The organism is Brevundimonas diminuta (assembly GCF_022654015.1).
Taxonomy (GTDB): Bacteria; Pseudomonadota; Alphaproteobacteria; order Caulobacterales; family Caulobacteraceae; genus Brevundimonas; species Brevundimonas diminuta_C.
Map to the genome: position 1 here is coordinate 470,333 of NZ_CP073063.1, position 23,575 is coordinate 493,907.

Sequence of the window (23,575 nt, forward strand, 5' to 3'; positions counted from 1 at the left end):
TCGGTGCGATAACATGCGTTAAGCGCTCAGACGGGCTCGCATTGCAGACGTAGATAGGTGGGGTCGAACTCAGCGATTTCGGCCAGACGACGCCAGTCGAGGATATCGATCCGCCCGCCCGACCAAGCGACGACGCCTTCGCTGCGGAGTTCGGAAATCAGGCGGCTGACATGGACGGTCGATAGACCCAGCGCATCACCCAGCGTCGTTTGCGTGAGGGGAAGGTCGAACGTCAGATCGCCCGTCTGGCCGACGGCCTGAAGGCGCAGATAAAGCTCGCATACCAGATGCGCCAGATGGCCCAGGCCGCTGCGCCGGCCCATGGCCACCAGCCATTGTCGATGGATGGCGGCGTCGATGATGGTGTCCAGCCAAAGCAGTCGGCCCAGGTGTGGATGTCGCTCTGTGATGTCGATCAAGCCGCTGTGCGGCGCTTCTGCGATCACACAGTCGGTCAGGGCGACGACGCCGTGATCCATCTGCTTCATCAACAGGCTGTGCAGGTCGATGAAGTCGCCCGATACATTGATTTCCGTGATCTGGCGCGACCCGTCCTCCAGCGTGGAATAACGCGCGGAAAAGCCGGAGATCAGCAGCGTGCTGTGTAGCGGGCGGGTGTGCTCGCGCACGATATCGGATCCGGCGGAGACGGTTTTAGGTGCGTCGAGCACAGCGCTCAACGCATCGATTTCTTCGGGATTGAGCCTGTCCCGAAGCGACAACTTATCGACCAGCGTGGTGATCTTTGAGGCGCTGCCAGCCTTGGTCATCACGCGTCCCCCGCCAATGTCCAGCCGTCGGGTGCCTGATCGGACGCAGCCGCCGTGACGCTGACGACCGTTCGACCCTCGTCATCCGTGACGATGACGCTGAAGGCGCGGGTCGTCCAGAACGATGCGCCCCGATAGCGCAGGATTTCGCCCAGCACGGCCACGGCCTCCTCGCGGGCCGCGTCAACGCTCCTCAGTTCCTCGCCCTGATCGTCGCGGATGCAATCTCCGTTCTGGGTATGGAAAAAGTAGCGCGGCAATCTTCCCTCCTGGCCTCAGCCGAGAGGGAAGCGGTCACGAAGCGCTTTGGTTCAGTCCGCTGTGATGTTTCAGATTTCCTGATTGAAGGCGCCGATTTCAGGATAGGCAGCCAGACGCGGCTTGATCTCCTTGCGGAACAGGTCGCGCATGTCGTCTCCGGACCGCATGCTTTCGACCACCACGACCAACTCCGGCTTGTTGGACGAGGCGCGGACCAAGACCCAAGATCCGTCTTCCAGGTGCACGCGAACGCCGTTGACGGTGATAGCCTCGACGATCTTGCGGCCCAGGATTTCGCCGCCCGCTGCGGCCAGATCGGAATACTCCTTCACGATCCGCTCCAGCACGCCGTATTTCAGCTCGTCGTCGCAATGGGGCGACATGGTCAGGCTGGTCCAGGCATCCGGCAAGGCTGTCTTCAGTTCACTGAGTTTCTTGTCCGGATTGCGATCTAGCATGGCCAGCACCGCGCCGGCCGCGACCAGGCCGTCGTCGTAGCCGTGGCCCAGATCGCCGGCCATGAAGAAGTGGCCCGACTTCTCGAACCCGGCCAAGGCGCCCAGTTCGGCGGTCTTGCGCTTGATGTAGGAGTGGCCGGTCTTCCAGTAGACGACCTCGGCGCCGTTCGCCTTCAGGATATCGTCGGTCTTGTAGAGGCCGGTCGATTTAACATCGACCACAAAGGTGCTGTCCGGATAGACCTTGGACAGGTCGCGCGCCAGCATCAGGCCGATCTTATCGGCAAAGATTTCCTCGCCCGTGTCGTCTACGACGCCACAACGGTCGCCGTCGCCGTCGAAGCCAAGGGCCAGATCGGCGCCCGTCTCACGCACCCGCTGGGCCATCTGCACCAGCATGGCGTGATCTTCCGGGTTCGGATTATATTTCGGGAAGGTATAGTCGAGGTCGGTGTCCATCTCGATCACCTCGACGCCCATTCGGCGCAAGGCGTCGGGGGCGAAGGCGCCGGCCGTACCGTTGCCGCAGGCGCAGACGACCTTCAGTGGTCGCTTGATCTGTACCTTTGAGGCCACGTCGGCGACATAGGTTTCGCGGAAGTCTTCGACCCGAACCAGCTTGCCGCCGGGCCGGCCCACGCCTTCACCATTGAGAACGATTTCTTTCAGACGGCTCATTTCTTCGGGGCCGAAGGTCAGAGGCTTGTTCGCCCCCATCTTCACACCCGTCCAGCCGTTTTCGTTATGGCTGGCGGTGACCATGGCGACGCAGGACGCGTCCAGTTCGAACTGACCGAAATAGGCCATGGGTGACAAAGCCAGGCCGACGTCCAGAACCTCCATCCCGCCTTCCAGCAGCCCCAGGATCAGGGCCTGTTTGACGCTGAGGCTGTAACCACGAAAGTCATGGCCGGTGACGATCTTGGGCGCGACGCCGATCTCGTGGACATAGGTGGCCAGGCCAAGGCCCAGAGCCTGAATGCCGAGAAGGTTGATCTCTTTTTCCAGGATCCAGCGCGCGTCGTATTCGCGAAAACCGGTCGGCTTGACCAAGGCTTGGGTTTCATAAGCAGCCGTGTTCGGCTTCAGGTCCTGACGGGGTTTCATCATGGCTTGTCCTTGGGGCGGCTCGACGGGCCGATCGATCAGGCGGCGGCGCGTTTGCGAATCCGAGCGATGCGCCGCAGGCGACGCCAGAAGCGGCCGCGCTCGGGTTCGGGATAGGGTTGCAGATTCTCGACGAACTGCTCGGCCGAAGCGCGCCAGCTGAATTTTTCCGCATAGGCGCGCACAGCCTTGCGATCGAGATCAAGGCACTGCAGGCAGGCGGCCTTGAGGTCCTTATCGATTGCGCCTGCTTTCGATCCCGGAATGATGTCGATCGGGCCGTGAGCCGGATAGGCGGCGACCGGCGTCCCAGCCGCCATAGCTTCGAGGATCACCAGACCGAAGGTGTCTGTCCAGCTGGGGAAGACGAAAACGTCGGCGTCGCGGAAACAGCGGGCCAGGTCGTCGCCGAATTTGGCGCCGAGGAACTTGGCATCCGGATATTTCTCTTCCAGCTCTGCGCGGGCCGGGCCATCGCCCACGACAATCTTTGTGCCGGGCAGGTCAAGTTGCAGGAAGGCCTCGATGTTCTTCTCCACCGCCACACGACCGACGTTCAGGAAGAAGGGCCGGGGCCAGTCCTTGCCGCCAAGCTCGTCGTATATGCGCTCCAGGTCGGGATTGAACACATGCGTGTCCACGCCCCGCGACCAGGGGGAGACGTTCTTGAAACCATGCTCGACCAGCTCGTCGCGCAGGGTCGGCGTCGCCACCATCAGCCGTCCAGACGGCTTGTGGAACCATTTCATATAGGCGTAGCCGACCTGGACCGGGATCGGGAAACGCGCCGAGACATACTCCGGGAATTTGGTGTGATAGCTGGTCGTAAACGGCAGCTTCCACTCCACGCAGATACGTCTGGTGGCGATGCCGATGGGGCCTTCGGTGGCGATATGGACGGCTTCGGGTTCGAAGGCCCGCAGCATCTCGCGGATTTCTTCTTCCGCTCCGAGCGCCAGCCGGATTTCCGGATAGGTGGGGCAGGGGATGGTCTTGAACAGACTGGGTTCGATGACCTCGACCTCATGGCCCATGCCGCGACATTCCGCGACCGTACGGGTCAGGGTGCGGACGACGCCATTGACCTGAGGTTCCCAGGCGTCGGTGGCCAGAACGATGCGCATTGAGGCGGGCGGACCCTGAGCCGTTGGTAAGGGCGGAACTTCTAGACGGTTCGAATGACGAAGGCGAGACGGTTGCAGTTGTTTGGTCAATGCCAATAGGATAAGCGGCGGTCTGCTTGGCAGGCGCGCATTGGCTCTGCTGCGGCAGTGACCGTCGTGGATTCGGAAAGCGTTATGAAAAACTGGTCGAAATCGGTTTCCAAGTTGTGGAGACCGAAAAAAGACGTTGCGCGTAACGATATGCCCGAGCGGCCATATTTCTATCTAGGCGATGGCCTGGCTCTTACGAAGCTCAAAAGTGGCCACTTCCTTTATGTTGACCCGATGGAAGAAAGTGTTTGCGCGCATCTAATTGCGCACGGAACATGGGAGCCTTGGATCGCTAAGGTTGTGCTGAGCCTGCTGAGGCCCGGAGATCGTGTTGTCGAGGTTGGCGGGCACGTCGGGTTTTACACCGTGGCAATGGCTCATCGAGTAGGGCCTGGCGGGAGCGTTCTGACATTCGAAGCGAATCCGAGACTTGCTGCGCTTTCCGCCAAGTCGGTTCGCTTGAACGGCTATGCGTCTTGGGTGCAAATCATTCAAAAAGTCGCAAGCGACACGGCTGGTGCTGTCAGGTTCTCGATCTCCCGCCAATATGGAGGCGGCGGCCACGTCTACGTGGGAGATAATGCGCTCGGCGGCGATACTCAGGTACTTGAGGTCGAAGCGATCCGTTTGGATGATCTTGATCTGCCCAACGTAAGATTGCTTCGGATTGATGCAGAAGGGTCGGAGCCGTTGATTTTGTCGGGAGCCGAAAATCTTCTTCAGCAGCCTGACATCATTCTATGCATTGAATGGGACGTAGTGCAGATACGTTCGCGCGCGGACCCACAACAGCTCGCCAATCGACTTCAAGGCATGGGTTTCAGCTTCTGGCGGATTACCACCAAAGCGCAACTTTTGTCCGTTGATTACAGCATTCTTGGAAATATGGACCCGTGCGATCTCGTGGTTGCTCGGTCAAATCCATCTGGTGAACGCTGAAGGCGTGTCTGAAGAAATGCATCAACTGTAGATTTCAAGCTAGAGACAAGGTGGCGCTCATGTTTGGATTTAAAGCAATGACCGCTTGGCGCACCTGAACATAGGCGGCCATGATGTGGTAGAATGAGCTTGCGGGAGCAGGCTCGTCGATAAAGCTTCCATTTTCCAACATCTTGTCATGCCACAGACCTTGCGGCGTTAGATACAGCCACAGGGCCCGTTGCGCACGCGCCGCCTGATCGAGACATTTGGTGCGTCGCCCGTCGTCGCTGAGCGCGGCAAGTATAAGCGACGCCTTCAGCCATTCGGTCTGAGGCCACAGGCGCGAGCGCGGGCTACGCACACTGCCGTCGATGTTCATGGCGTCGATGGCGATGCCGCGTTTCGGATCGACGCCCTTCAGGCCGGCTTCGTAAAGTCTCCAGGCGTCAGCGATCACCGCCTCGTCGTTTCGGCTACGGCCATACCGCGCCATCAGCCACGCCCATTCGAACTGATGACCGGGTTCGACCAAGCGTCCGTCGTCGCCTATGGCGGGCGACCAGTCCGCATTGAAGAACTCCCGTAGGTTGCCGGTTTCTGCATCGATGAACTTGGTCCGGGCCAAATGCACGATCTGGTCGGCAAGCACGGTCCACTGAGGCCCGCCGCCGACTTCTTCCCATGCCAGGGCCGCCTCAAGAAGATGCATGTGAGCGTTGGATTGATAGGGATGGCTTCCAGCTTCCTTGAGCCCGCCCACCGCATCAGCACCTTGCATCAGCAGATCCCGGGTCGCCGCGGCTTTATCTTCAAGCGAAGGCTTTGCCGTCACGCCCGAGATGCAGGCGAGGGAGAAGATCAGGAAGGCTTGGTCGTAAACCATCGCAGTCTCTTCCAGCGGGGATCCATCCGCCGCTAGCAAGGTGCGCATCTGACCATCTGGGCGCAGATAGGCAGACATAAGGCGATCCAGTCCGCTCTCAACAACGGCTTTCCATGGCCCCTGCCACCTTTGGCGGCCAGCCTCGGCGTAGACCTGCAACTGGCGTGCTTGGACGCGGGCGCGACGGGATGTGGCGATGTGTCGGCCGTCGAGCGCCAGGACCTCTTCGAATGCGCCTGTCTCATCCTGCCCCAGGCTTGACCAGACGGGGAGTGCGGCTTGTCTGAGCCAGGTCGTCAGGCGGCAAGCGCCAGCCTCCAAAGTTTCTAGGGGCCTGGCCGATGGGAAGTCGAGATGTTGCGGTGACAGCCTACGCAGTCTTTCCACCACCTTTTTTACGTCCTGACTCTTTTTCAGATCCGTTACCAGAACCGCATCACGTTCCACGATGATCCCGACATCGCGCAGGCCGATCGCAGCCACCATCACACCGTCGCATGCTCGAACCAAGCAGCCCTCGGAGTCCTCAAGGATGTGAAGCCCCACATCGCCTTCGCCGGATGCATGGACCGAATCCCAGGCACCCAAGTCGGACCACTCGAAGCGAACCGGCAGAACGGAAGCGCGCGTCGTCTTCTCCATGACGGCGTAGTCGATGGAGATTTTGGGTGCTGCTTTGAACCCGGCCCCTAAGGTCAAGCATGGACCGTCGATCTCGGCGTCAGCCACCGCGAGGCGCACGGCTTCGCTAACCGCAGGCGCCCGTTCGGCGATTTCCTGACACAGCACGTCGGCGCGGACGATGAAGTTGCCGCTGTTCCAGAGGTAGCCCTCCGAAATATAGCGACCCGCGGTCGCCTGATCGGGCTTTTCAACGAACGCGGACACGGCGGAGAGGTCGGGCCCTGATGGCGCGATGTATCCGTAGGCGGATGAGGGTTCGGTCGGGACGACACCCAGAGTGACAATGCGGCCCTGAGCGGCCGCAGATGCGGCTTTGCCGACCGACTGTCGGAACGCTTCGGCGTCTGGAATGTGATGGTCTGAGGCCACAAAGAGATTGATGGCTTCGGGCGCACGCTGCGCCGTCCATTCGGCAGCGGCGGCCATGGCCGCCGAAGAATCTCTCCCTTCGGGCTCCAGCAGAATGACGGCGCTGACGCCGATTTCCTCTAGCTGATCCAGAATGGCGCGTTTGTGGGTCAGCCCCCCGACAACAACCAATTCACCGCCGTGCTGACAAAGCCCAGCCACGCGAGCCACGGTTTCCTGGAACAAAGATCGATTGCCAGCCAGCGGTATGAACTGCTTTGGCAGAGAGGGCCTCGATGCCGGCCAAAGGCGTGTTCCGGAGCCGCCGCACATGATGACGGGATAGATGATGGCCATTGTCTACGCTGTGATCTGTCAGGTGTATCAGCATCTTAGGTCAGGCGTTGTCACACGTCATCTGATTTCGCCGACCCGAAGTTGTGACTAAGTTTAAACGCTGTCGCTTGTCGACGTCCTGGCAGATGTTGGGTCACAAAGGGAGCACCGTCGTCGATTTCACCTCTTCCAGCACCGCATATGTGCGGGTTTCGCGGACGCCCGGCATCCGCACCAGAACGTCGCCCAGGAAGGCGCGGTAGGCGTCCATATCGCCGACGCGGGCTTTAATCAGATAGTCGAAGCCGCCGGCGACCATGTGGCACTCCAGCACCTCCGGCTGACTGCGAACGGCGGCGGCGAAGGCTTCAAAGACGTCGCCGGTGGTGCGGTCCAGCAGGACCTCGATAAAGATCAGCAGGTCCCGGCCGACCTGGGCCGGGTCGATCATGGCGACGTAGCCGGTGATGATCTTCTTTTCGCGAAGCCGTTTGACCCGTTCGAAACAGGCGGCGGGCGACAGGTTGCAGCGTCGCGCCAGTTCGGCGTTGGAAATGCGGGCGTCGGTCTGAAGCACCCGCAGGATGCGGCGATCGACGGCGTCGATATCGATCATCGGAAATCACGGCCTCACACCGAATGAACTTCGGTCTAGTCCTGTATCATACGAAGCACCTTCAATGAACTCCGGCATATACGGCTCAAATCCACAGGATTTGTCACCGATGACCACTCCCGCCTTAATGCCTTCGAGCCTGGCCGCCTGGGACGGTCTGGATGCGCACAAGTTTCGCGATGAGCGTGAGGCCGTCGCCGCAAATCTGGCGCGCATGCCCCTGAATGCGACCGAACGGGCGGATGTGGTCACCGAGGCGACGGCCCTGGTCGAACATGCCCGCCGCAGCCAGAAAAAACAGGGGGTCGTCGAAAGCTTCCTGCAGCAATTCTCGCTTGGGACCCGCGAAGGTCTGGCCCTGATGTGTCTAGCCGAAGCTCTGCTGCGCGTGCCGGACGAGGACACCCGCGACCGCTTGATCGCCGAGAAGATCGGCTCGGCCGACTGGGCCGCCCACCTGGGTCAGTCCGACAGCCTGTTCGTCAACGCCTCGACCTGGGGCCTGATGCTGACGGGGAAACTGGTGGACGTGAACGACGAGGCCCGCAGCGACCTGCCCGGCTTCCTCAAGCGGATCGCCGGCCGACTGGGCGAGCCGGTCATTCGCCAGGCGGTGGCCACGGCCGTCAAGATCATGGGCGAGCAGTTCGTCGTCGGCCGCACCATCCAGGCGGCGCTGAAACGGTCGAACAAGGAAGGCTGGCTGTGCAGCTTCGACATGCTGGGCGAGGGCGCCCGGACGGTGGCCGATGCCGACCGCTATGAGAAGATCTACGCCGACGCCATCGAGGCGGTGGGCAAGACGGCCAAGGGTCAGGGTCCGGAGCACGGCCACGGCGTGTCGGTGAAACTGTCGGCCCTGTCGCCCCGCTATGAGGCGACGCATGAGGATGACGTCTGGGCGACCCTGTATCCCCGCATCCTGCGCCTGGCCCAGATCGCGGCAAAATACGACATCAACTATACGATGGACGCCGAGGAGGCCGACCGTCTGGCTCTGTCGCTGAAACTGCTGGACCGGCTGGCGCACGAGCCTTCGCTGGGCGGCTGGACGGGCCTGGGTCTGGCGGTTCAGGCCTATCAGAAGCGCGGCCTGGAGACGATCGAACGCGTCGCCGACCTCGCCCGCCGCTCCGGCCGCCGGCTGATGGTGCGTCTGGTCAAGGGCGCCTATTGGGACACCGAGATCAAGCGCGCCCAGGTGTTCGGCCGCACCGACTATCCCGTCTACACGACCAAGGCGGCGACCGACCTGAACTATCTGGTCTGCGCCAAGGCCATGATCGCGGCCGCGCCGGCTATCTATTCCCAGTTCGCGAGCCACAACGCCCATACGCTGGCGGCCGTGCGGCGTATGGCGCGTGATCATGGCGTCGCGGTCGAGCATCAGCGCCTGCACGGCATGGGCGAGGCGCTATACGACGCCGCGCACGAGGCCTGGGCTGACGAGACTGTCATCGTCCGCGCCTATGCCCCCGTCGGCGGGCACGAGGAGCTGCTGCCTTACCTGGTGCGGCGCCTGCTTGAAAACGGCGCCAACTCCTCCTTCGTCCACGCCCTGCTGGACGAGCGCGTGCCCGCCTCGGCCGTCGCGGCCGATCCCATCTCCCTGGTCGAGCAGGCGCCCGACCGTCACCCCAAGATTCCGGTTCCGAAAGACATGTACGGCGATCGTCAGAACTCCCTCGGCCGCGACTATTCGCAAGCCGCCGACCGTGAAGCCCATTCCCGCGCACTGGAGGGGATCGACCGCGCGAAGCTGACGTCCGGCCCGATCGTGGCTGGCCGCCTGCGCACCGGGATCGACGCCCAGGCCGTGACCAATCCCTTCGACCGCTCGCAGGTGCTGGGCCATGTCTCGGAAGCCGAAGCGGCTGACATCGGCGCCGCCGTCCAGGCCGCCGCCGAGGCTCAGGTCAAATGGGACCGCCAGGGCGGCGCCAAGCGCGCCATCGTCCTGCGCGCCATGGCCGATGTGCTGGAGGCTGATCTGGACCGGCTGGTCGCCCTGCTCAGCCGCGAGGCGGGCAAGACCCTGAACGACGGCGTCGCCGAGGTGCGCGAGGCCGCCGACTTCTGCCGCTACTACGCCCTGTTGGCCGAGCGTGACTTCACCGCCCCGGAAACGCTGAAGGGCCCGACCGGCGAGACCAACCAGCTGTTCCTGCACGGACGGGGCGTCTTCGCCTGCATCTCGCCGTGGAACTTCCCCCTGGCCATCTTCACCGGCCAGATCGCCGCTGCCCTCGCCGCCGGCAATGCCGTGCTAGCCAAGCCCGCGGAGCAGACGCCGCTGATTGCCGCCGAGGCCGTGCGCCTCTACCACAAGGCCGGCCTGAACCCCGACCTGCTGGCCCTGGTCCCCGGGCGTGGCGAGACGGTCGGCGCGGCCCTGGTCACCCATCCGGGCATCGACGGCGTCGCCTTCACCGGCGGCACCGACACGGCCGCCGCCATCAACCGATCCATCGCCGCCCGGCCCGGCGCCATCATCCCCTTCATCGCCGAGACCGGCGGCCTGAACGGCATGTTCATCGACACGACGGCGCTGAAGGAACAGGTCATCGACGACGTGATCCAGTCGGCCTTCGGCTCCGCTGGTCAGCGCTGCTCGGCCCTTCGCGTCCTCTATGTGCCAAAGGATTCGGCCGACGCCCTGATCGAGGGCCTGAAGGGCGCTCTGGCTGTCCAGACCGTCGCAGACCCTGCAGATCCCAAGACCGACATCGGCCCCGTTATCGACCCCGAATCCCGTCGCGCCCTGGAAGCCCACGTCGAGCGCCTGTCGAAGGAAGCCAAAGTCATCGCCCGCGTCGCCCTGCCGATGGGCGCCGAAAAGGGCGACCTGTTCGCCCCAACCATCGCCGAAATCCCCACGCCCGACTTCCTCGAACGCGAGGTCTTTGGCCCCATCCTACACATTTACCGCTACGCCCCGTCCGACCTGAAGTCGGTCGCCGGCAAACTCGCCGCCCGCGGCTACGGCCTGACCCTCGGCGTCCACAGCCGTATCGAAGCCTTCGCCGCCGAAGTCGTTGACCTGGTCCCCGCCGGCAACGTCTACGTCAACCGCTCGATCACTGGCGCAGTGGTCGGCGTCCAGCCGTTCGGCGGCGAGGGGCTGTCAGGCACTGGTCCAAAGGCGGGCGGGCCGAACAGCCTGATCCGCTACGCCGCCGAGAAGGCGATCAGCGTGAACATTGCGGCGCAGGGCGGAGATTCGGCGCTGCTGAACCTCTAATTCTCAAAACGCAAGCCAGAACGAATTAAGGAAGCCACCTCTGGTACATATTCGGGCTTCGGGGCAACTTGGCGATCGATCGCTAGCTGTGCAATTTGGAAATCAAACTCGTCATCTATATCCCATGCTTCCAAGCCATCTAGAGGCCAAAGTTGCATGTCTCCAGAATATAAACAGCTTCCACTATTCTCATACGCACTGACCATCTTTGCTCGGTTTAGGAAAATGAATATGAAGTTGATAAATTCGACTGACGTGAGTTCCTGAGTTCTCGGGCTCTTTGATGCGGGCAAAAAATTAAGCGGCTCGCCATTATAGTACGCATGACGTCGGGTTAGCGTTGATGAAAACAGATTCTGGCCTGTTTTCAAGTATTGCCGTGCAGCGGAATCTATAGATTCACTTTTTAGGAAGGGCGCAGTGGGGTTGACGAGCAAAAGATGGTCGGAAGAAGAGTTAAGCGCATAATCATATATTATTTCGTCCGTAGAGGTCGATGAAATGGCAAGGTCTGGCCGCCTGTCGTAAACGGCGGCCCCGTATTTCCTTGCGACTTCGGATATGATCGGACTTTCAGTGTTGACACAAAATGACGAGATAGTTTCAGTCCGTTTTAGCGTATTAATTGCGTGCGCTATCAGTGGCATACCTCCAAGAAGGCGGAGATTCTTTGCAGGGACTCGTAAACTTCCAAGCCTGGCAGGAATGTAACAATCTATAGAGTTGTTCATCAATATTATCAATTCAGTAGAAGCGAACTTGCGTGTCGAGGAACGGCGCGCGCCGAGCCGTATTTTTCGCAGTTACCAATCGCGTCTGATAAGCATCGTGTAATTTCATCCATCTCAAATGCAGTAGCTGGGCATGCAGATAATGCATTCGACCAAATTAACTCAGGATCCTGATTGGCGCTAAAAGAGCCTAGTAAAGGCGAGAAAGGAGCTGCCCAGTAGCGATCAAAAGCTACATATTCTTTAGCAATAATGGTATCAAACGTTTTACTTCTGCTAAACAATATATCTTCCAGATAAGAAAAGTATTCAAGTTCAGAGTTGGCCCTGATAACGCACTCGACATGATCGTAGTAGGCACGACCCGCGAGAAGCATTGTCAGGCCCAATGCGGAGAATTCAATTCCAGGCGTTCCTCTTACTGTAATGCCGACTGAGCATTTGTTAACTATAGTGCTGGTCGGAATAGGTTGGCGCGAAAACACAATATTTTTGTGTGTTGAAAATTCATTCTCTAGGCGGTCTATAGATTTCGATAGATCAAATAGACCATCCAATGGGTGAACCTTCACCAACAGATTATAGTCCCCTCGTGCGGCGGCATGGGCCAACGTTTTTTCAAGCCAATCTAGATGGTCGATGAAGACAGATTCATCTGCGCTGGGCTGGTCAGTGAACGTGTGGGTGAATAGGCAAGCGGTGGGGAGGTTGGTTGAAAAAGGCCACTCAAAGTGATCGCCTGCATCGGGATGAGTCGTCCAGCGCCAGTTCTTTGAAATCGAGTCGTTTAACGCGTGCCTTATATCTATACTTGTTCGAGAAATCTCCGAGATATCGCGGTACTCTAGAAAAGCTCTCTCGTCAGCCCGACGTAACAATCCATTTAGCGTTTCCTTATTTTCCCTATGCCCCAAGACGTAAATTGGAGTTCTTACGTCGCACCTATAGTATATTCCCTTTCCGCCTTCAGCCAAGCAGTGCTGCATGGCGAGTCCCCATGGGGAGTAATCTATGTGACCAGAAACAAATGCCTCAGGAGGTCGGTCACGGAAAATATCTCTTAGCCATCCGCTCAGAGTATCAATCTCTTCGCGTGTGGAGTTTAGGGCATCGCATTCATAAATTGTGGGCCAAAGGTTCGATCTCATGAAGGTGTCTTGAACTATGCGGCCGATCTGCACGCCATCCTGATCCTGCAGGTTCTGAAGGTTGCGAATAGTTTCTAGCGAAGCTCGGCCAATTGTATCGCAGCGCGAGCTTGGATCCAGGAGTGGCTCGAAGAACGAACACGCTTCGTACTTACTCTGGGCTGGTGCAAAAATAATTTGCTTTACGCCAAAAGACTCAGCGAGTTCAAAGTCAAATTGCTTTGGGTCCAAATACGCCGATCTTTCAACGACGCCTGGATTTCCGGCAATACCAATAAGATCGCAACCTGTTATAATTGCCGTAGATCGAGCTATATAAAGTGAGCGAAGAAGATATTCCAGATTGTTATGCATGAGGTCCGCATAGACAAACTTCGAAGTTCCGCGTCTAAGGTAAAGTTCCGAGATAGTCTTGTTGGCTTGGATAAATAGACGTCGTCGGTCACTCGTCATCGGCACCAAGCCTCTACGTCACTAGTCACCATAATGCCTCACTTTAAGGATTAGAGATGACGGCAAAATTCCTCATATACGGCCGCAATGCCCTCTTCTAGAGGGATATCAGCTTTCCACCCAAGCTGCCTAAGCTTATCGCCGCTCATGAGCTTGCGCAGAGTGCCGTCGGGCTTAAGGGGATCGGTGCGGATATTGCCGCTAAACTTTATAACATGGCTGACGAGGCGCGCCAAATCGATGATCGCGATGTCACTACCTGACCCCACGTTGACGTGCTCAACGTCGGAGTATCGCTGCATCAGGAAAACGCAGGCATCGGCGCAATCATCAGAGTGCAGGAACTCCCGACGCGGTGTGCCAGTCCCCCAAATCGTGATGTGATCCTCGCCGGTGATCTTTGCGTCGTGAGCTTTTCGGATAAGCGCTGGCAGGACGTGGCTGGTGTTCAGATCAAAGTTGTCCCCGGGCCCGTAGAGATTTGTAGGCATGGCGCTGATGAAGTCGCAACCATGCTGCTTGCGATAAGCCTGAGCCAGTTTGATGCCGGCGATCTTGGCGATCGCGTACCACTCGTTGGTAGGCTCTAGCTGGCCAGTCAGCAGGGCGTCTTCTGGAATGGGCTGAGGAGCCAACTTCGGATAGATACAGCTGGAACCAAGGAATAGCATCTTCTCGACATCGTTGCGATACGCGGCCTCGGTGACGTTCGCCGCGATCATCAGGTTGTCGTAGAGGAAGTCGGCTGGATAGGTGTCATTTGCAAGTATCCCGCCGACTCTAGCGGCCGCCATGAATATCGCGGCCGGCTTCCTGTGGGCGAGGAAGGCGTTGACGTCGGCGGGGCTCCTCAGATCGACCTCGCTGCGGCTCGCCGTGATGATCTCGCAATCCTCTCTGGCTAGACGGCGAACGATAGCTGAGCCGACCATGCCACGATGGCCAGCGACCCATACTCGTTTGCCCTTGAGCGGGAAAATGACCTCACTCGCCATTGCCGCGCTGCTCCCGCGACACTGAAACCAAATCTGCAGCCACCATCTCGGCGCAAAGAGCTTCCCACTTTGTCTCGTGAGTCCAACCCAGTTTGGCTTTGGCTTTGGCAGGGTTGCCGATCAACAGGTCGACTTCCGTCGGGCGGAAATAGCGCGGATCGATCTCGACATAGACACGGCCGGTCGCCGTACATATCCCCTTCTCATCAATTCCCTTCCCCTCCCAGCGGAGCACCACGCCGATTTGGCTGAAGGCATATGTGACAAAGTCGCGAATAACCGTTGTCTCGCCTGTTGCAAGAACATAATCATCGGGCTTGTCCTGCTGCAGCATCATCCACATTCCGCGCACATATTCACGTGCGTGACCCCAGTCGCGCTTTGCGTCGATGTTTCCGAGATACAACCGGTCTTGGAAGCCGTGTTTAATGGCGGCGACCGCACGGGTTATCTTGCGTGTCACAAAGGTCTCGCCGCGAAGCGGACTCTCATGATTGAACAGGATGCCGTTGGAAGCGTGCATGCCATAGGCCTCACGGTAGTTCACCACGATCCAGTAAGCGTACATTTTAGCTACGGCGTACGGGCTGCGCGGATAGAAGGGCGTCGTTTCTGACTGCGGCACTTCCTGCACCAAACCATAAAGCTCCGATGTTGAGGCCTGGTAGAACCTCGTCTTTTTCTCGAGACCGAGAATGCGGATCGCTTCTAAGATACGCAGGGTGCCAATGCCGTCGGCATTGGCCGTGTATTCCGGCGCTTCGAACGACACCTGAACGTGGCTCATAGCTGCTAGATTGTAGATCTCGTCAGGTTGAGTTTCCTGAACTATGCGGATCAGATTGGTTGAATCCGTCAGGTCGCCGTAGTGAAGGATGAACCGCGGGTCTTTCTCATGAGGGTCTTGGTAGAGATGCTCGATCCGCCCCGTGTTGAATGATGACGATCGCCGCTTCAAGCCGTGGACAATATAGCCTTTTTCCAACAGCAACTCCGACAGATATGCACCATCCTGTCCCGTAACGCCCGTGACGAGCGCGACCTTACCATTAAATTGGACCATTTTATTCTCAAGCATTCTATGCGCAGTGAAGGACGCGCCTACGCTGCTAAATAGCCGCCCTTCATAGCTGACGCGAGGCTGTTTTTCGCTTTCTCTGAGCAATTGATGCAACCTAGCCCAACAAACGTTTCCTGGCCCGATATATGGTGTATGCAGGCGCATCAGAGGCAACAATCTCAAGGCAGACTTTTGGCGCGCGTGATTATTTCAATCCGCGAACTCGGCGGCGGGATCGCTAGGCAGGCGCGGATCACCCGGGCTCTAATGATGCGCGAAATGGTGACCCGGTATGGACGGGAAGGCCTAGGATTTCTGTGGGTCATCGGCGAACCTCTGCTTTTCTGTATCGGCGTTATCGCCATGTGGAGCGTGCTGAAGCCTCCCTACGAGCACGGCGTTCGGGTGGGTGCCTTCGTCATGACGGGGTACATGTGCTTGCTGCTTCTGCGCCATTTCATTCAACACAGCTTGGGCGCTATTCAGGCCAATGTCGGCCTTCTTCACCATCGCCAAGTCAGAATCATCCATGTGTATGCCGCAAGATCGCTGGTGGAATTCATGGGCACTACAGCAGCATTTTTGGCTGTATTTGTGATTTTATATGCGATGGGGCAAGTGTCGTTCCCTAAAATTCCTCTGCTTCTTTATTGGGGGTGGTTGTCATTGGCTTGGCTTTCATTTGGCCTCGCTCTTCTGCTTAGCGCGCTTGCTGTAAGGTTCGAAGTGGTAGAGCGCGTTACGCAGCTATTTACTTATATGCTCATACCATTGTCTGGGGCATTTTTTACGGTATCGATTGTCCCCCCGGCTTATCGAGAAGCGTTCTTGTTGGTGCCCATGCCCAATGCTGTGGAAATGGTGCGCGCCGGATTTTTCGGGGAATTTTTCGAAGCGTACTATCATCCCTTCTATCCGGCCCTCTGTGGAACGGTTCTTCTTTTTGTCGGTCTCCTCGTGCTTTCAACCGCCTTAAAGTACGTTGATGTGGAATAGGAACGGGGTCTGTCCCTGTGGTGACGATGTCTGAAGCAAAACTTACATTCTTGGGGCCTGTTTCGGGGCAAGCTCTTGGCCAAAAGCGAAAGGGTTGGCGCGAACGCGTTTCATGGCCGTTCGTTGTTGTCGTCGTGTTGCCCACATTGGTGGCTGCAATCTACTATGCCTTCATCGCGACGCCTCGTTACGTGTCGGAAGCCCGATTTATCGTTCGCGCCCAAGCCCAGCAAACGCCATCGCCTCTTGGAGTCGCTCTGCAGGGAGTTGGGCTTGGTGCGGCCCAGACCGATGCCTTTGCTGTCCATGAATACATTAAGTCACGTGACGCCTTGAAAGACCTTCAGGGTAAATATGATGTTCGAGCCATGCTGAGTAGACCGGGCGTCGATCCATTCTCGCGTCTTCGCCGTCCGTGGGAGGGTGACAGTCGCGAAACTTTCTATGAGGGATTTCAGCGGTTCGTGGTTGTCGGCCATGACTCGACAAATGGCATGAGCACGCTGCGCGTCGAGGCCTTCAGTCCGCAAGACGCCACGGCCATCGCCAACGGTTTGTTGGACGGCGGAGAGAATCTTGTAAACCGCCTGAACCGACGCGCTACAGCAACAGCTGTGGTAGAGGCCGAAGCGGCCGTCAAGGACGCTCAAGAAGAAGTTGTTCGGGTTCAGGCTGAGCTAACCCGTTTCCGTACTAGCCAACGATTCATCGACCCTGCCAATGTCGCGACCGAAACCTCTGAGTTGCTCGGTGGCCTTCTTTTGAACCAAGCAGAGCTTTCAGCCGAGAAGCAACAACTCGAGTCGCAAGCCCCCCAAAGTCCCCAGCTCGCTGCACTGAATGCCCGTCTGCGCGCAATTGAAGGCCAAATCGAAGCGCAGCGTCAACGGATCGCGGGAGCAAACGGTTCTCTGGCGCCTCAGGTGGGTGACTATGAACTTCTTGTCGGGAGGCGCGAGTTAGCTTCGAGAAACCTAGCCTCCGCAACAGCCACGCTTAATGGCGCGCGGCAGGATGCCCGACGTCAGCAGCTATATTTGGAGCGGGTTGTAAGTCCTAGCCTCGCCGATAAGCCGACACAGCCGAAGCGACTGCTGGCCATTCTCACCGTCTTTGGGACAATGTTGTTGCTATACGGGGTGGGCTGGCTGATCTGGACTGGCGTCAAGGAGCATCGCCAGTAATGACAATCGAGGCAGGCCAAAAAGTTGGCCTTATGGTCGAACAGTTATCCAAGGTCTATCCCAGCGGATCGAAACAGGTGTTTTCTGATCTCAGCTTCACGCTGGCACATGAAGAGCGCATTGCTATCCTTGGACGCAATGGTCAGGGAAAATCTACCTTGATTAAGATGCTGGGTGGGATTCTCCCGCCGACGTCCGGAAAAATAACATGGTCGATGTCGAGTTCTTGGCCTATAGGATTTGGCGGCGGCTTTCAAGGCAGCCTCTCTGGCCTGGACAATATTAGATTTCTTTCGCGAATATACAAAAGAAACTTTTCTAACCTTCTAAGTCGCGTAGATGATTTCGCCGAATTGGGCAGCGCGTTGCGACAACCCGTCAAACACTACTCTTCAGGCATGCGGGCCCGGCTTGCATTTGGTCTTTCGCTTGCAATTGAGTTCGATTGTTACTTGATAGATGAGTTGGTTGCAGTTGGGGATGCGCGATTTCAGCAGAAATGCCAAGATGAACTTTTTATAAAGCGCGGTAAAAGAGCGTTCATAATGGCGTCGCACGATATGAATCTGATCAGTAATCTTTGCGAACGAGCTCTCGTTATTGAAAGTGGCAAGACGAGATTATTTGATGACATTGAAGAGGGCGTGGATGTTTATAAGTGGCTTCGGGCTGAGTGAGACAGTGGGACACTGATGTTGATGGTCGCGAAGGCGCCTGGATGTCTGGTAGTTCCTGGCCTAGCATTAGAGGGTGAGGCTGGCAGGGCTGCGCTACTCGTGATGGCACGCAAACACGAGGTTCAGCTCTTCTTTCCTGAGTACGAATCCAGCCGCGCAGCTGATGTAATTGTTGTGGGAGATGCTGCAGTCGGCCTTGCCGCATCGCCAGCATTCCATGTTTTCGCAAGCCCTTCACCAAACGTGATGGAGGGTGCTGACGTTGACACGGTTTCGCGTCTTCTCTCTACAACTTACGACGGTGTATCGCGGAATCAAAGTGATGTGCTTCCCGACAATCCACCGGGCATGAAAGAAATGCTGCAGGCGATTCAGTCGGAGCGTCCTACACCGAAGCACCCACTTCTCGCTTTGCTCGCTGGCGGACCCGTGAGGCCTGGCGATTCGGCTCATCTTCCACTTACAATGTTCGCCTTGGATAGGCGTCATTCTGCGGACGGGCGGGTGCCTGGACGTATCGGGCTGGCGGGGCGAGCGCGGTACCTGCTCTATGGAGCCTATCACTGGCTGCCACGAGGTACGTGGAGAGCAACTATCATATTTTCGGTAGACCGCGATGCTTCAAATCAGCATTTTCGGATTGAGTGGGGTTCGGTAAAGGACTTTTCTCACCATAACTTCCGCCCAAGTGACGCGGGGAGATACAGCATCGCAATCGATGCAACTCTCCAAAATGCAGATCAACTCGAGCTCAGACTGATACTGGCAAATAGTAGTCTTTCTGGGGAAATAGAACTCACAGACGTAATATTACAAAGGTTAAACTGATCGTTGGTCGGAAAAGATAATGCGCAGGCGTTACTGCCCGTTCGCAAATCTTCGAGCGATAGACGTTATGTGCGGATAGGTGCCGCGCGAAGTTTGATCTAAAAAGTTACTCCACGCGTTTGGCTGATTAGCGGGGTAGATACATACTGCCGCAAGCCTAGACGCGTCGTTTTTCAATATCTTATCACCTTTGACGATGATAGTCTCAGTGATGCTCCGTGCGTTCACACGCACTTTTAGCCATTTCATGGTTCCGCTCGGGAGCCTTGCCTCGATCGTGGCATGAGTTGTGCCGACTTGGAGAGAAATGCTGTCAGGCCCATGTGGTGAAACGAACAGCAACATCGCAATGACTGGTTCATTCCCAGAAACTATGCCCAGTTGAATCGGTTCTTTAGTCAATAGAAAACCATCTTTATCGAGAAACGCAAGGCTTTCGGGCTTAATGACTAGTCGCGAGTCAATGTCTGTAAAGGGAAGGGTGTTGCGTCTCCGAAGTATACTCAAGCGGGCCCTCGCTGGACTGTTGCCGAGGCGCACTTTCCATTTCTGTAGTTCGTCAACCGTATTGCCGCGGTAGGGGGGGGGGGGGACGTCCCGCATCAGCCTTCTTCCCTCAACGAGCGATGCGAAGGCTTTAAGCTGAACCGCGACCGACGATATGTCGCTGGTCGTCAGCCTCATGTCGGCACGAGGCGCCAGTCCTCCCAAACCATGTCGTAAGGCCAACGCTAGCGGTAGGCCTTGTCTCGCTATGCTCAAGCCGAGTAATCGTGCTCCTGGGTCCGATGCGGCCAGCACAACACCAGACGCGCTAACCTCGACATCGGAATCGGAGTGCGAATCGATCAATCGGAATAATGACGCCTGTTTCGGATCCAATAACGGAAGAGCCGCTTTGACGATCTTCATTTCGTCGGAAGATTCCGGACCACAAACTAATATTGGTCCGCTCGGATCTATAGACTTCTGACCAGATAGCTCTGGGCGGATGGTGGCGATCTGCGCCGAAAACGACTGCGCAATGTTCTGAATGTCGCCGGGATCCAGATCAAGGAATGTGACGGCGCCAGACGCCACCTCGTTCAACAAGGCAAGATAGAAATCCTGCGCGACTTTAAATCCGCTGAGATCGTCATTCGCCGCAGTAGGCTGCGGGAAATCTACCAAACCGGCAAGAATCGGAATGTCCCTTGACTTGGCATCGTACAAAAGGCCTTCGATGTGTTCGGGCCGGTGAAGTAGCCAAGGCCCGGTGACGATTAGCGCCGCGCAACTAGCTGGTAAATCGTAAGGTATACCTTTAATATCATGCCAGCGACCTTCTCGCCACTGTATGACATCGACTCTGTCGTATTGCGACTTCATTGAAGCTGTAACGGTTGCTGCTACGACTAGGCCGTGATCAAGCGCCCCTGTAATATCCAATAAAAGGGTTCCGTCCCCTATTGTACGATTACCGTAGCGTGGTGTCTGCGTGGCACGCACGAACTCACCTCGCGCCTGCCTTAGCGCCGTTACGCTTGCGCCGAGATTAGCAGCTTCTTGAATGGCGTAGACGTTGTCGGGAGAAAGCGCGGCAGACTGTTCGTAGCTTTTACGGGCTTCGTTCAGCTTTCCTTGAAGCCGTAAGACGTGTCCGAGTTGAAGCCACGTGTCGGCGTTAGCGGCGTCGAGCGCGAGCGCCCTTCGATAGGCTTTCTCAGCTTCCGGCATGTTCGATGCGACTTTGTGGGCATGGCCCAACTGCACCCAAATCGCTTCCAGAGAAGGATCACCGGCGAGGGCAATCGAATAGTGCTCGCGGGCCTGAGACCAATCCCCACTATCCCGCGCCAGATCGCCACGACGCGCATGTTCGCGAGGCAAAACGGTTCCGGAATTGAGCGCCCTTTGAGCTCTCCGATACAATCTGGCTAGTTGGCGTTTCATGAAAACAGGATATCGTTCATCCCGAAGGATACTAAAACATCATCGGATACGCCTTGACAGACTGTCGTCGCTTGAAGGCGAAGCAAGCTGTAGCCGCGCTGAATATGAAGCGGCAGGTCAAAGTTTACTTCTGAAGCCCCCTCCGCAAGTTCTCTTACCCCTAGTGTCCACTCGTTCAGAGTCGCGATAAGCGTTTGGCTCCCCATGCCCGCGGGAACCACCACGGATAGTTTCAAATTGCTGAAGGCGGTCGCAATTGGGTCGGTCCGGAAGCGAATCTCACAGCCATGGCCCGTTATCCATGCAACGCTTCCGACATGCTCCAGCTGGCCGGAACTCACGTAGGTGTCGGCTCTCCCGGGGGTTAACGGAACTCTGGCACCCTCCAGCCAAGGCGCATCGCCACGTTCATGGTGCATATCATGAGGTGACGATGCCTCGTTACTCCCAACGGGGATGTACGTAGCGACGGGACAGCCAGACATCGAACCTACCAGATCCGCATGCTTTATCAGAAATGTCGTATACGCGATAATGCCACTGTAATAGGAGGTGGAAAGCGCTCGCGAAAACGCGGCGATATCTGGAATGTCAATTTTGTTTGGCGCTTCACAGTTTTCAACAATATCTAAAAGCTCGAGAGCTTGCAGCTCCCAGTTCTGTCGACCAATTCTTGCAGTTTCGTATGCCAAGTAACCAAGAGACTCGGCTTGATCCGCGGTGATTGTCACCGAATGAGCTTCATCGGGGTTGTAAAGGACGCCGTTTAACCAGTTTGATATGTATTCGTTGTGCGTGGGTTCGTCGCATGCCACGATCAGCATCCCGCGGCTCATAGCCTCTAGAAGTGCCATGCCGATTCCCTCGGCGCGCCGTGGGGCAATGAACACGTTCGCTTGTGCTAGGGCGGCATGATAATCGGCTGCGTTAGGGAACCAGCTTGTTTGAGTGACCGTGCAAGACGACGTGGAGGACACCTTGTACGCACGCGTATCAAGGTGTGGCTCATCCGGTGCGTTATGCACGTGAAGTGACTCGATCTGGCCGTGCAACAACTTCATGATGGCCGGTGCGCTGATGCCGTGTTCAGGACGTCGCTGCCAAAGGAACGCTCTTAGGCCAGTCTTGAATGTCGCCCGCTCGCTCTGTGAAACAACCGGCATGAAATAGCGCGCCAGAAAGGACTTATTCCCCAGTCCAGCGATGCGATGATGCAGCGTAAAACTGAAATTCACAAACTGTGCTTTGGCGGACCATATCCAGTGTAAATCCGGCATCGTAGCGGAACCATCGTACATCGGGACAACAACCGTCGGGATCCCGAGCGCCAAGAACACCGGCGCGATATAGTCCATCTGCCAGATCACAACGACATCTATGCTTGCGGCAAGTGCGATGGTTTCTTCGGCAATATTCGACGGAGGATCTATATGCGCGATTTTTACATCGAATCGTCGTTTGAGCAAATCTATGAAAAACTGACTTGACGCCGTCGAAGTGTGGAAGGCGTGATCCACAAAAAGGAGCGTTTTCATCAAATCTTCAACCAGCTCTGGAATGCGGCAGTATTGTCCAAATGAAATCGATGTCGCGCCTGCGCTGCTCGGCCAGCAAGAACTGACCGCCTCGTCCCCGCCATCTCGAATATCGCGTCTACCATGGCAGGAACGCTGTCTACGACCACGCCTAGATTGTAGTGGCGAGCAATCCCGGCGAATGCCGTACCCTCCAGGGTAATTGCAGGTCTTCCGTGAAAAGCTGCTTCCATAAGAACTGCCGAGCCACGATAGCGGTAGGTGGCCGCATCATAGGGAAGAAGGACGGCATGGCTGCGTTCATAGGCCGCAATCATCTCCTCGGATGAAATGGCCGAAGCCTGCACTTCGACGCCAGGAAGCGCGTAAAGGTTTCGCGCCGTAGTCACGCTGTGTTTGAGGTCGGCCGCAGGCAGCATTTGCGTGATGAACCGGATCGTCATTTCCGGATCGCGGCGCCGCACGGCCGAGAAAATTTCCGGCAAGTGCATGAACCCTTTGTCGTGACGCGCTGACCCCGCGCAGTAGAACACGAACGGACCATGTTCGCGCATTGGAATCGGCTTCGACATTTCGGGATAAGCCGTTACGGTGACAATAGACTCTAGTTTTTCCGCGAGCACGTCAGCGTAAAGCGGTGTTTCGGCGCTGAAAGACATTTCAATCCCGTCCTCCATTGCCAGCCTGAGGCGCCCGATCAGCTCTTCAAGCGGATCCCTATATGTATGGGATGCGTTTTCCATCACACCGATAAAGCGCAAAAGAAGACGAGGTCTCCTATCTCGCGGCCACTTTTCCAGAGCATTCAGTAAACCGACCGCGCCGTAGAAATCGAGATGCGGGTGGAACAAAGTATCTTCAGCGCCAATACCAAATTCTCTAAGTAGCGCTAAGGCGTCCTCGGTTGCCATCCTCTCTTCATCATCTATAAACCAACCTGGCGAAGGCGATGTTTTGATAGTAGATTCAGTTCGGACATTCGGAAAATAGCGGCTGTAGTAAAAACGAAAAAACGGTGTTAAACATTTGGCTTTGGCAATGTCGGCCGATAGCTCTTTACAGCACACAGCATATACATCTTTAGTGTTATTCTGAATCAGCTGTCGGAAGTAGCCCATCGCTGGTACGTTGTGTCCAAATGGCAATACGCACATAGGATCACAGATCAAAACTCTGCCCAAGCTCATCGCCCTTCCA

18 protein-coding genes are annotated in these 23,575 nt (G+C 57.1%); 5 read left to right on the forward strand and 13 right to left on the reverse strand.

Features of this window, described 5'->3' with window-relative positions; genetic code table 11:
* Positions 1-26: 26 nt before the first annotated feature.
* The 4 genes from KAK88_RS02240 to KAK88_RS02255 all read right to left on the reverse strand — a co-directional run bounded on the left by KAK88_RS02240 (position 27) and on the right by KAK88_RS02255 (position 3,720).
* Positions 27-770: a Crp/Fnr family transcriptional regulator gene (locus KAK88_RS02240; RefSeq protein WP_242077701.1), complete on the reverse strand. Its 744-nt coding sequence runs from the start codon at positions 768-770 to the stop codon at positions 27-29.
* On the reverse strand, positions 770-1,030 hold the full coding sequence (locus tag KAK88_RS02245) for a DUF6894 family protein (protein ID WP_242077702.1): 261 nt from the start codon (positions 1,028-1,030) through the stop codon (positions 770-772). Before KAK88_RS02245 ends, KAK88_RS02240 begins: the two co-directional genes overlap by 1 nt.
* 69 nt (positions 1,031-1,099) lie before the next feature.
* Positions 1,100-2,599: a phosphomannomutase/phosphoglucomutase gene (locus KAK88_RS02250; RefSeq protein WP_242077703.1), complete on the reverse strand. Its 1,500-nt coding sequence runs from the start codon at positions 2,597-2,599 to the stop codon at positions 1,100-1,102.
* A gap of 35 nt (positions 2,600-2,634) precedes the next feature.
* Positions 2,635-3,720: a glycosyltransferase family 4 protein gene (locus tag KAK88_RS02255; RefSeq protein ID WP_242077704.1), complete on the reverse strand. Its 1,086-nt coding sequence runs from the start codon at positions 3,718-3,720 to the stop codon at positions 2,635-2,637.
* 174 nt (positions 3,721-3,894) lie between these two features.
* On the opposite strand from KAK88_RS02255, the gene KAK88_RS02260 reads away from it, so the two are divergent.
* Positions 3,895-4,749 carry an FkbM family methyltransferase gene (locus KAK88_RS02260; protein WP_242077705.1) on the forward strand — a complete coding sequence of 285 codons (855 nt, stop codon included), beginning with the start codon at positions 3,895-3,897 and terminating at the stop codon, positions 4,747-4,749.
* A gap of 34 nt (positions 4,750-4,783) precedes the next feature.
* Here the strand turns inward: KAK88_RS02260 and KAK88_RS02265 are convergent, their stop codons facing one another.
* Together KAK88_RS02265 and KAK88_RS02270 are read right to left on the reverse strand one after the other, a co-directional pair.
* Positions 4,784-7,003, reverse strand: coding sequence for an AGE family epimerase/isomerase (locus KAK88_RS02265; RefSeq protein WP_242077706.1), 2,220 nt, complete (start codon positions 7,001-7,003; stop codon positions 4,784-4,786).
* Positions 7,004-7,136: 133 nt separating this feature from the next.
* On the reverse strand, positions 7,137-7,598 hold the full coding sequence (locus KAK88_RS02270) for an Lrp/AsnC ligand binding domain-containing protein (protein ID WP_242077707.1): 462 nt from the start codon (positions 7,596-7,598) through the stop codon (positions 7,137-7,139).
* Between the two features lie 109 nt (positions 7,599-7,707).
* On the opposite strand from KAK88_RS02270, the gene putA reads away from it, so the two are divergent.
* The gene (gene putA, locus KAK88_RS02275; protein WP_242077708.1) at positions 7,708-10,839 is read left to right on the forward strand and encodes a bifunctional proline dehydrogenase/L-glutamate gamma-semialdehyde dehydrogenase PutA; all 3,132 of its coding nucleotides are present in this window, start codon (positions 7,708-7,710) and stop codon (positions 10,837-10,839) included.
* On the opposite strand, the gene KAK88_RS02280 is transcribed toward putA, so the two are convergent.
* The 4 genes from KAK88_RS02280 to gmd form a co-directional block, all read right to left on the reverse strand.
* Positions 10,836-11,570, reverse strand: a complete 735-nt coding sequence (locus KAK88_RS02280; RefSeq protein WP_242077709.1) for a cytidylyltransferase domain-containing protein — start codon at positions 11,568-11,570, stop codon at positions 10,836-10,838. The genes putA and KAK88_RS02280 overlap by 4 nt on opposite strands.
* A gap of 8 nt (positions 11,571-11,578) precedes the next feature.
* Entirely contained in the window at positions 11,579-13,072 is a 1,494-nt protein-coding gene (locus tag KAK88_RS02285) for a hypothetical protein (RefSeq protein WP_242077710.1), read from the reverse strand.
* A 149-nt stretch (positions 13,073-13,221) separates the two neighbouring features.
* Positions 13,222-14,166: a GDP-L-fucose synthase gene (fcl, locus tag KAK88_RS02290; protein ID WP_242077711.1), complete on the reverse strand. Its 945-nt coding sequence runs from the start codon at positions 14,164-14,166 to the stop codon at positions 13,222-13,224.
* Complete coding sequence (gene gmd, locus KAK88_RS02295) at positions 14,156-15,229, reverse strand: GDP-mannose 4,6-dehydratase (RefSeq protein WP_242078545.1); 1,074 nt, start codon at positions 15,227-15,229, stop codon at positions 14,156-14,158. The genes fcl and gmd overlap by 11 nt, the downstream gene beginning before the upstream one ends.
* Positions 15,230-15,379: 150 nt before the next feature.
* Between gmd and KAK88_RS02300 the strand changes: the two genes are divergently transcribed.
* The 3 genes from KAK88_RS02300 to KAK88_RS02310 are packed head-to-tail and all read left to right on the forward strand — an operon-like array spanning position 15,380 to position 18,083.
* Entirely contained in the window at positions 15,380-16,222 is an 843-nt protein-coding gene (locus KAK88_RS02300; RefSeq protein ID WP_242077712.1) for an ABC transporter permease, read from the forward strand.
* A 26-nt stretch (positions 16,223-16,248) separates the two neighbouring features.
* Positions 16,249-17,406: a chain-length determining protein gene (locus tag KAK88_RS02305; protein ID WP_242078546.1), complete on the forward strand. Its 1,158-nt coding sequence runs from the start codon at positions 16,249-16,251 to the stop codon at positions 17,404-17,406.
* The gene (locus KAK88_RS02310) at positions 17,406-18,083 is read left to right on the forward strand and encodes an ABC transporter ATP-binding protein (RefSeq protein WP_242077713.1); all 678 of its coding nucleotides are present in this window, start codon (positions 17,406-17,408) and stop codon (positions 18,081-18,083) included. Before KAK88_RS02305 ends, KAK88_RS02310 begins: the two co-directional genes overlap by 1 nt.
* An 858-nt stretch (positions 18,084-18,941) precedes the next feature.
* Here KAK88_RS02310 and KAK88_RS02315 read toward each other — a convergent pair.
* Genes KAK88_RS02315 through KAK88_RS02325 form a run of 3 tightly spaced genes read right to left on the reverse strand, consistent with a single transcriptional unit; the run spans position 18,942 to position 23,496 of the window.
* Positions 18,942-20,843 carry a tetratricopeptide repeat protein gene (locus KAK88_RS02315; RefSeq protein ID WP_242077714.1) on the reverse strand — a complete coding sequence of 634 codons (1,902 nt, stop codon included), beginning with the start codon at positions 20,841-20,843 and terminating at the stop codon, positions 18,942-18,944.
* Positions 20,840-22,378 (reverse strand): glycosyltransferase, encoded by a 1,539-nt coding sequence (locus tag KAK88_RS02320; RefSeq protein ID WP_242077715.1) that lies wholly within the window; start codon positions 22,376-22,378, stop codon positions 20,840-20,842. The genes KAK88_RS02315 and KAK88_RS02320 overlap by 4 nt, the downstream gene beginning before the upstream one ends.
* Complete coding sequence (locus KAK88_RS02325; protein WP_242077716.1) at positions 22,378-23,496, reverse strand: hypothetical protein; 1,119 nt, start codon at positions 23,494-23,496, stop codon at positions 22,378-22,380. The genes KAK88_RS02320 and KAK88_RS02325 overlap by 1 nt, the downstream gene beginning before the upstream one ends.
* Between the last annotated feature and the right edge of the window lie 79 nt (positions 23,497-23,575).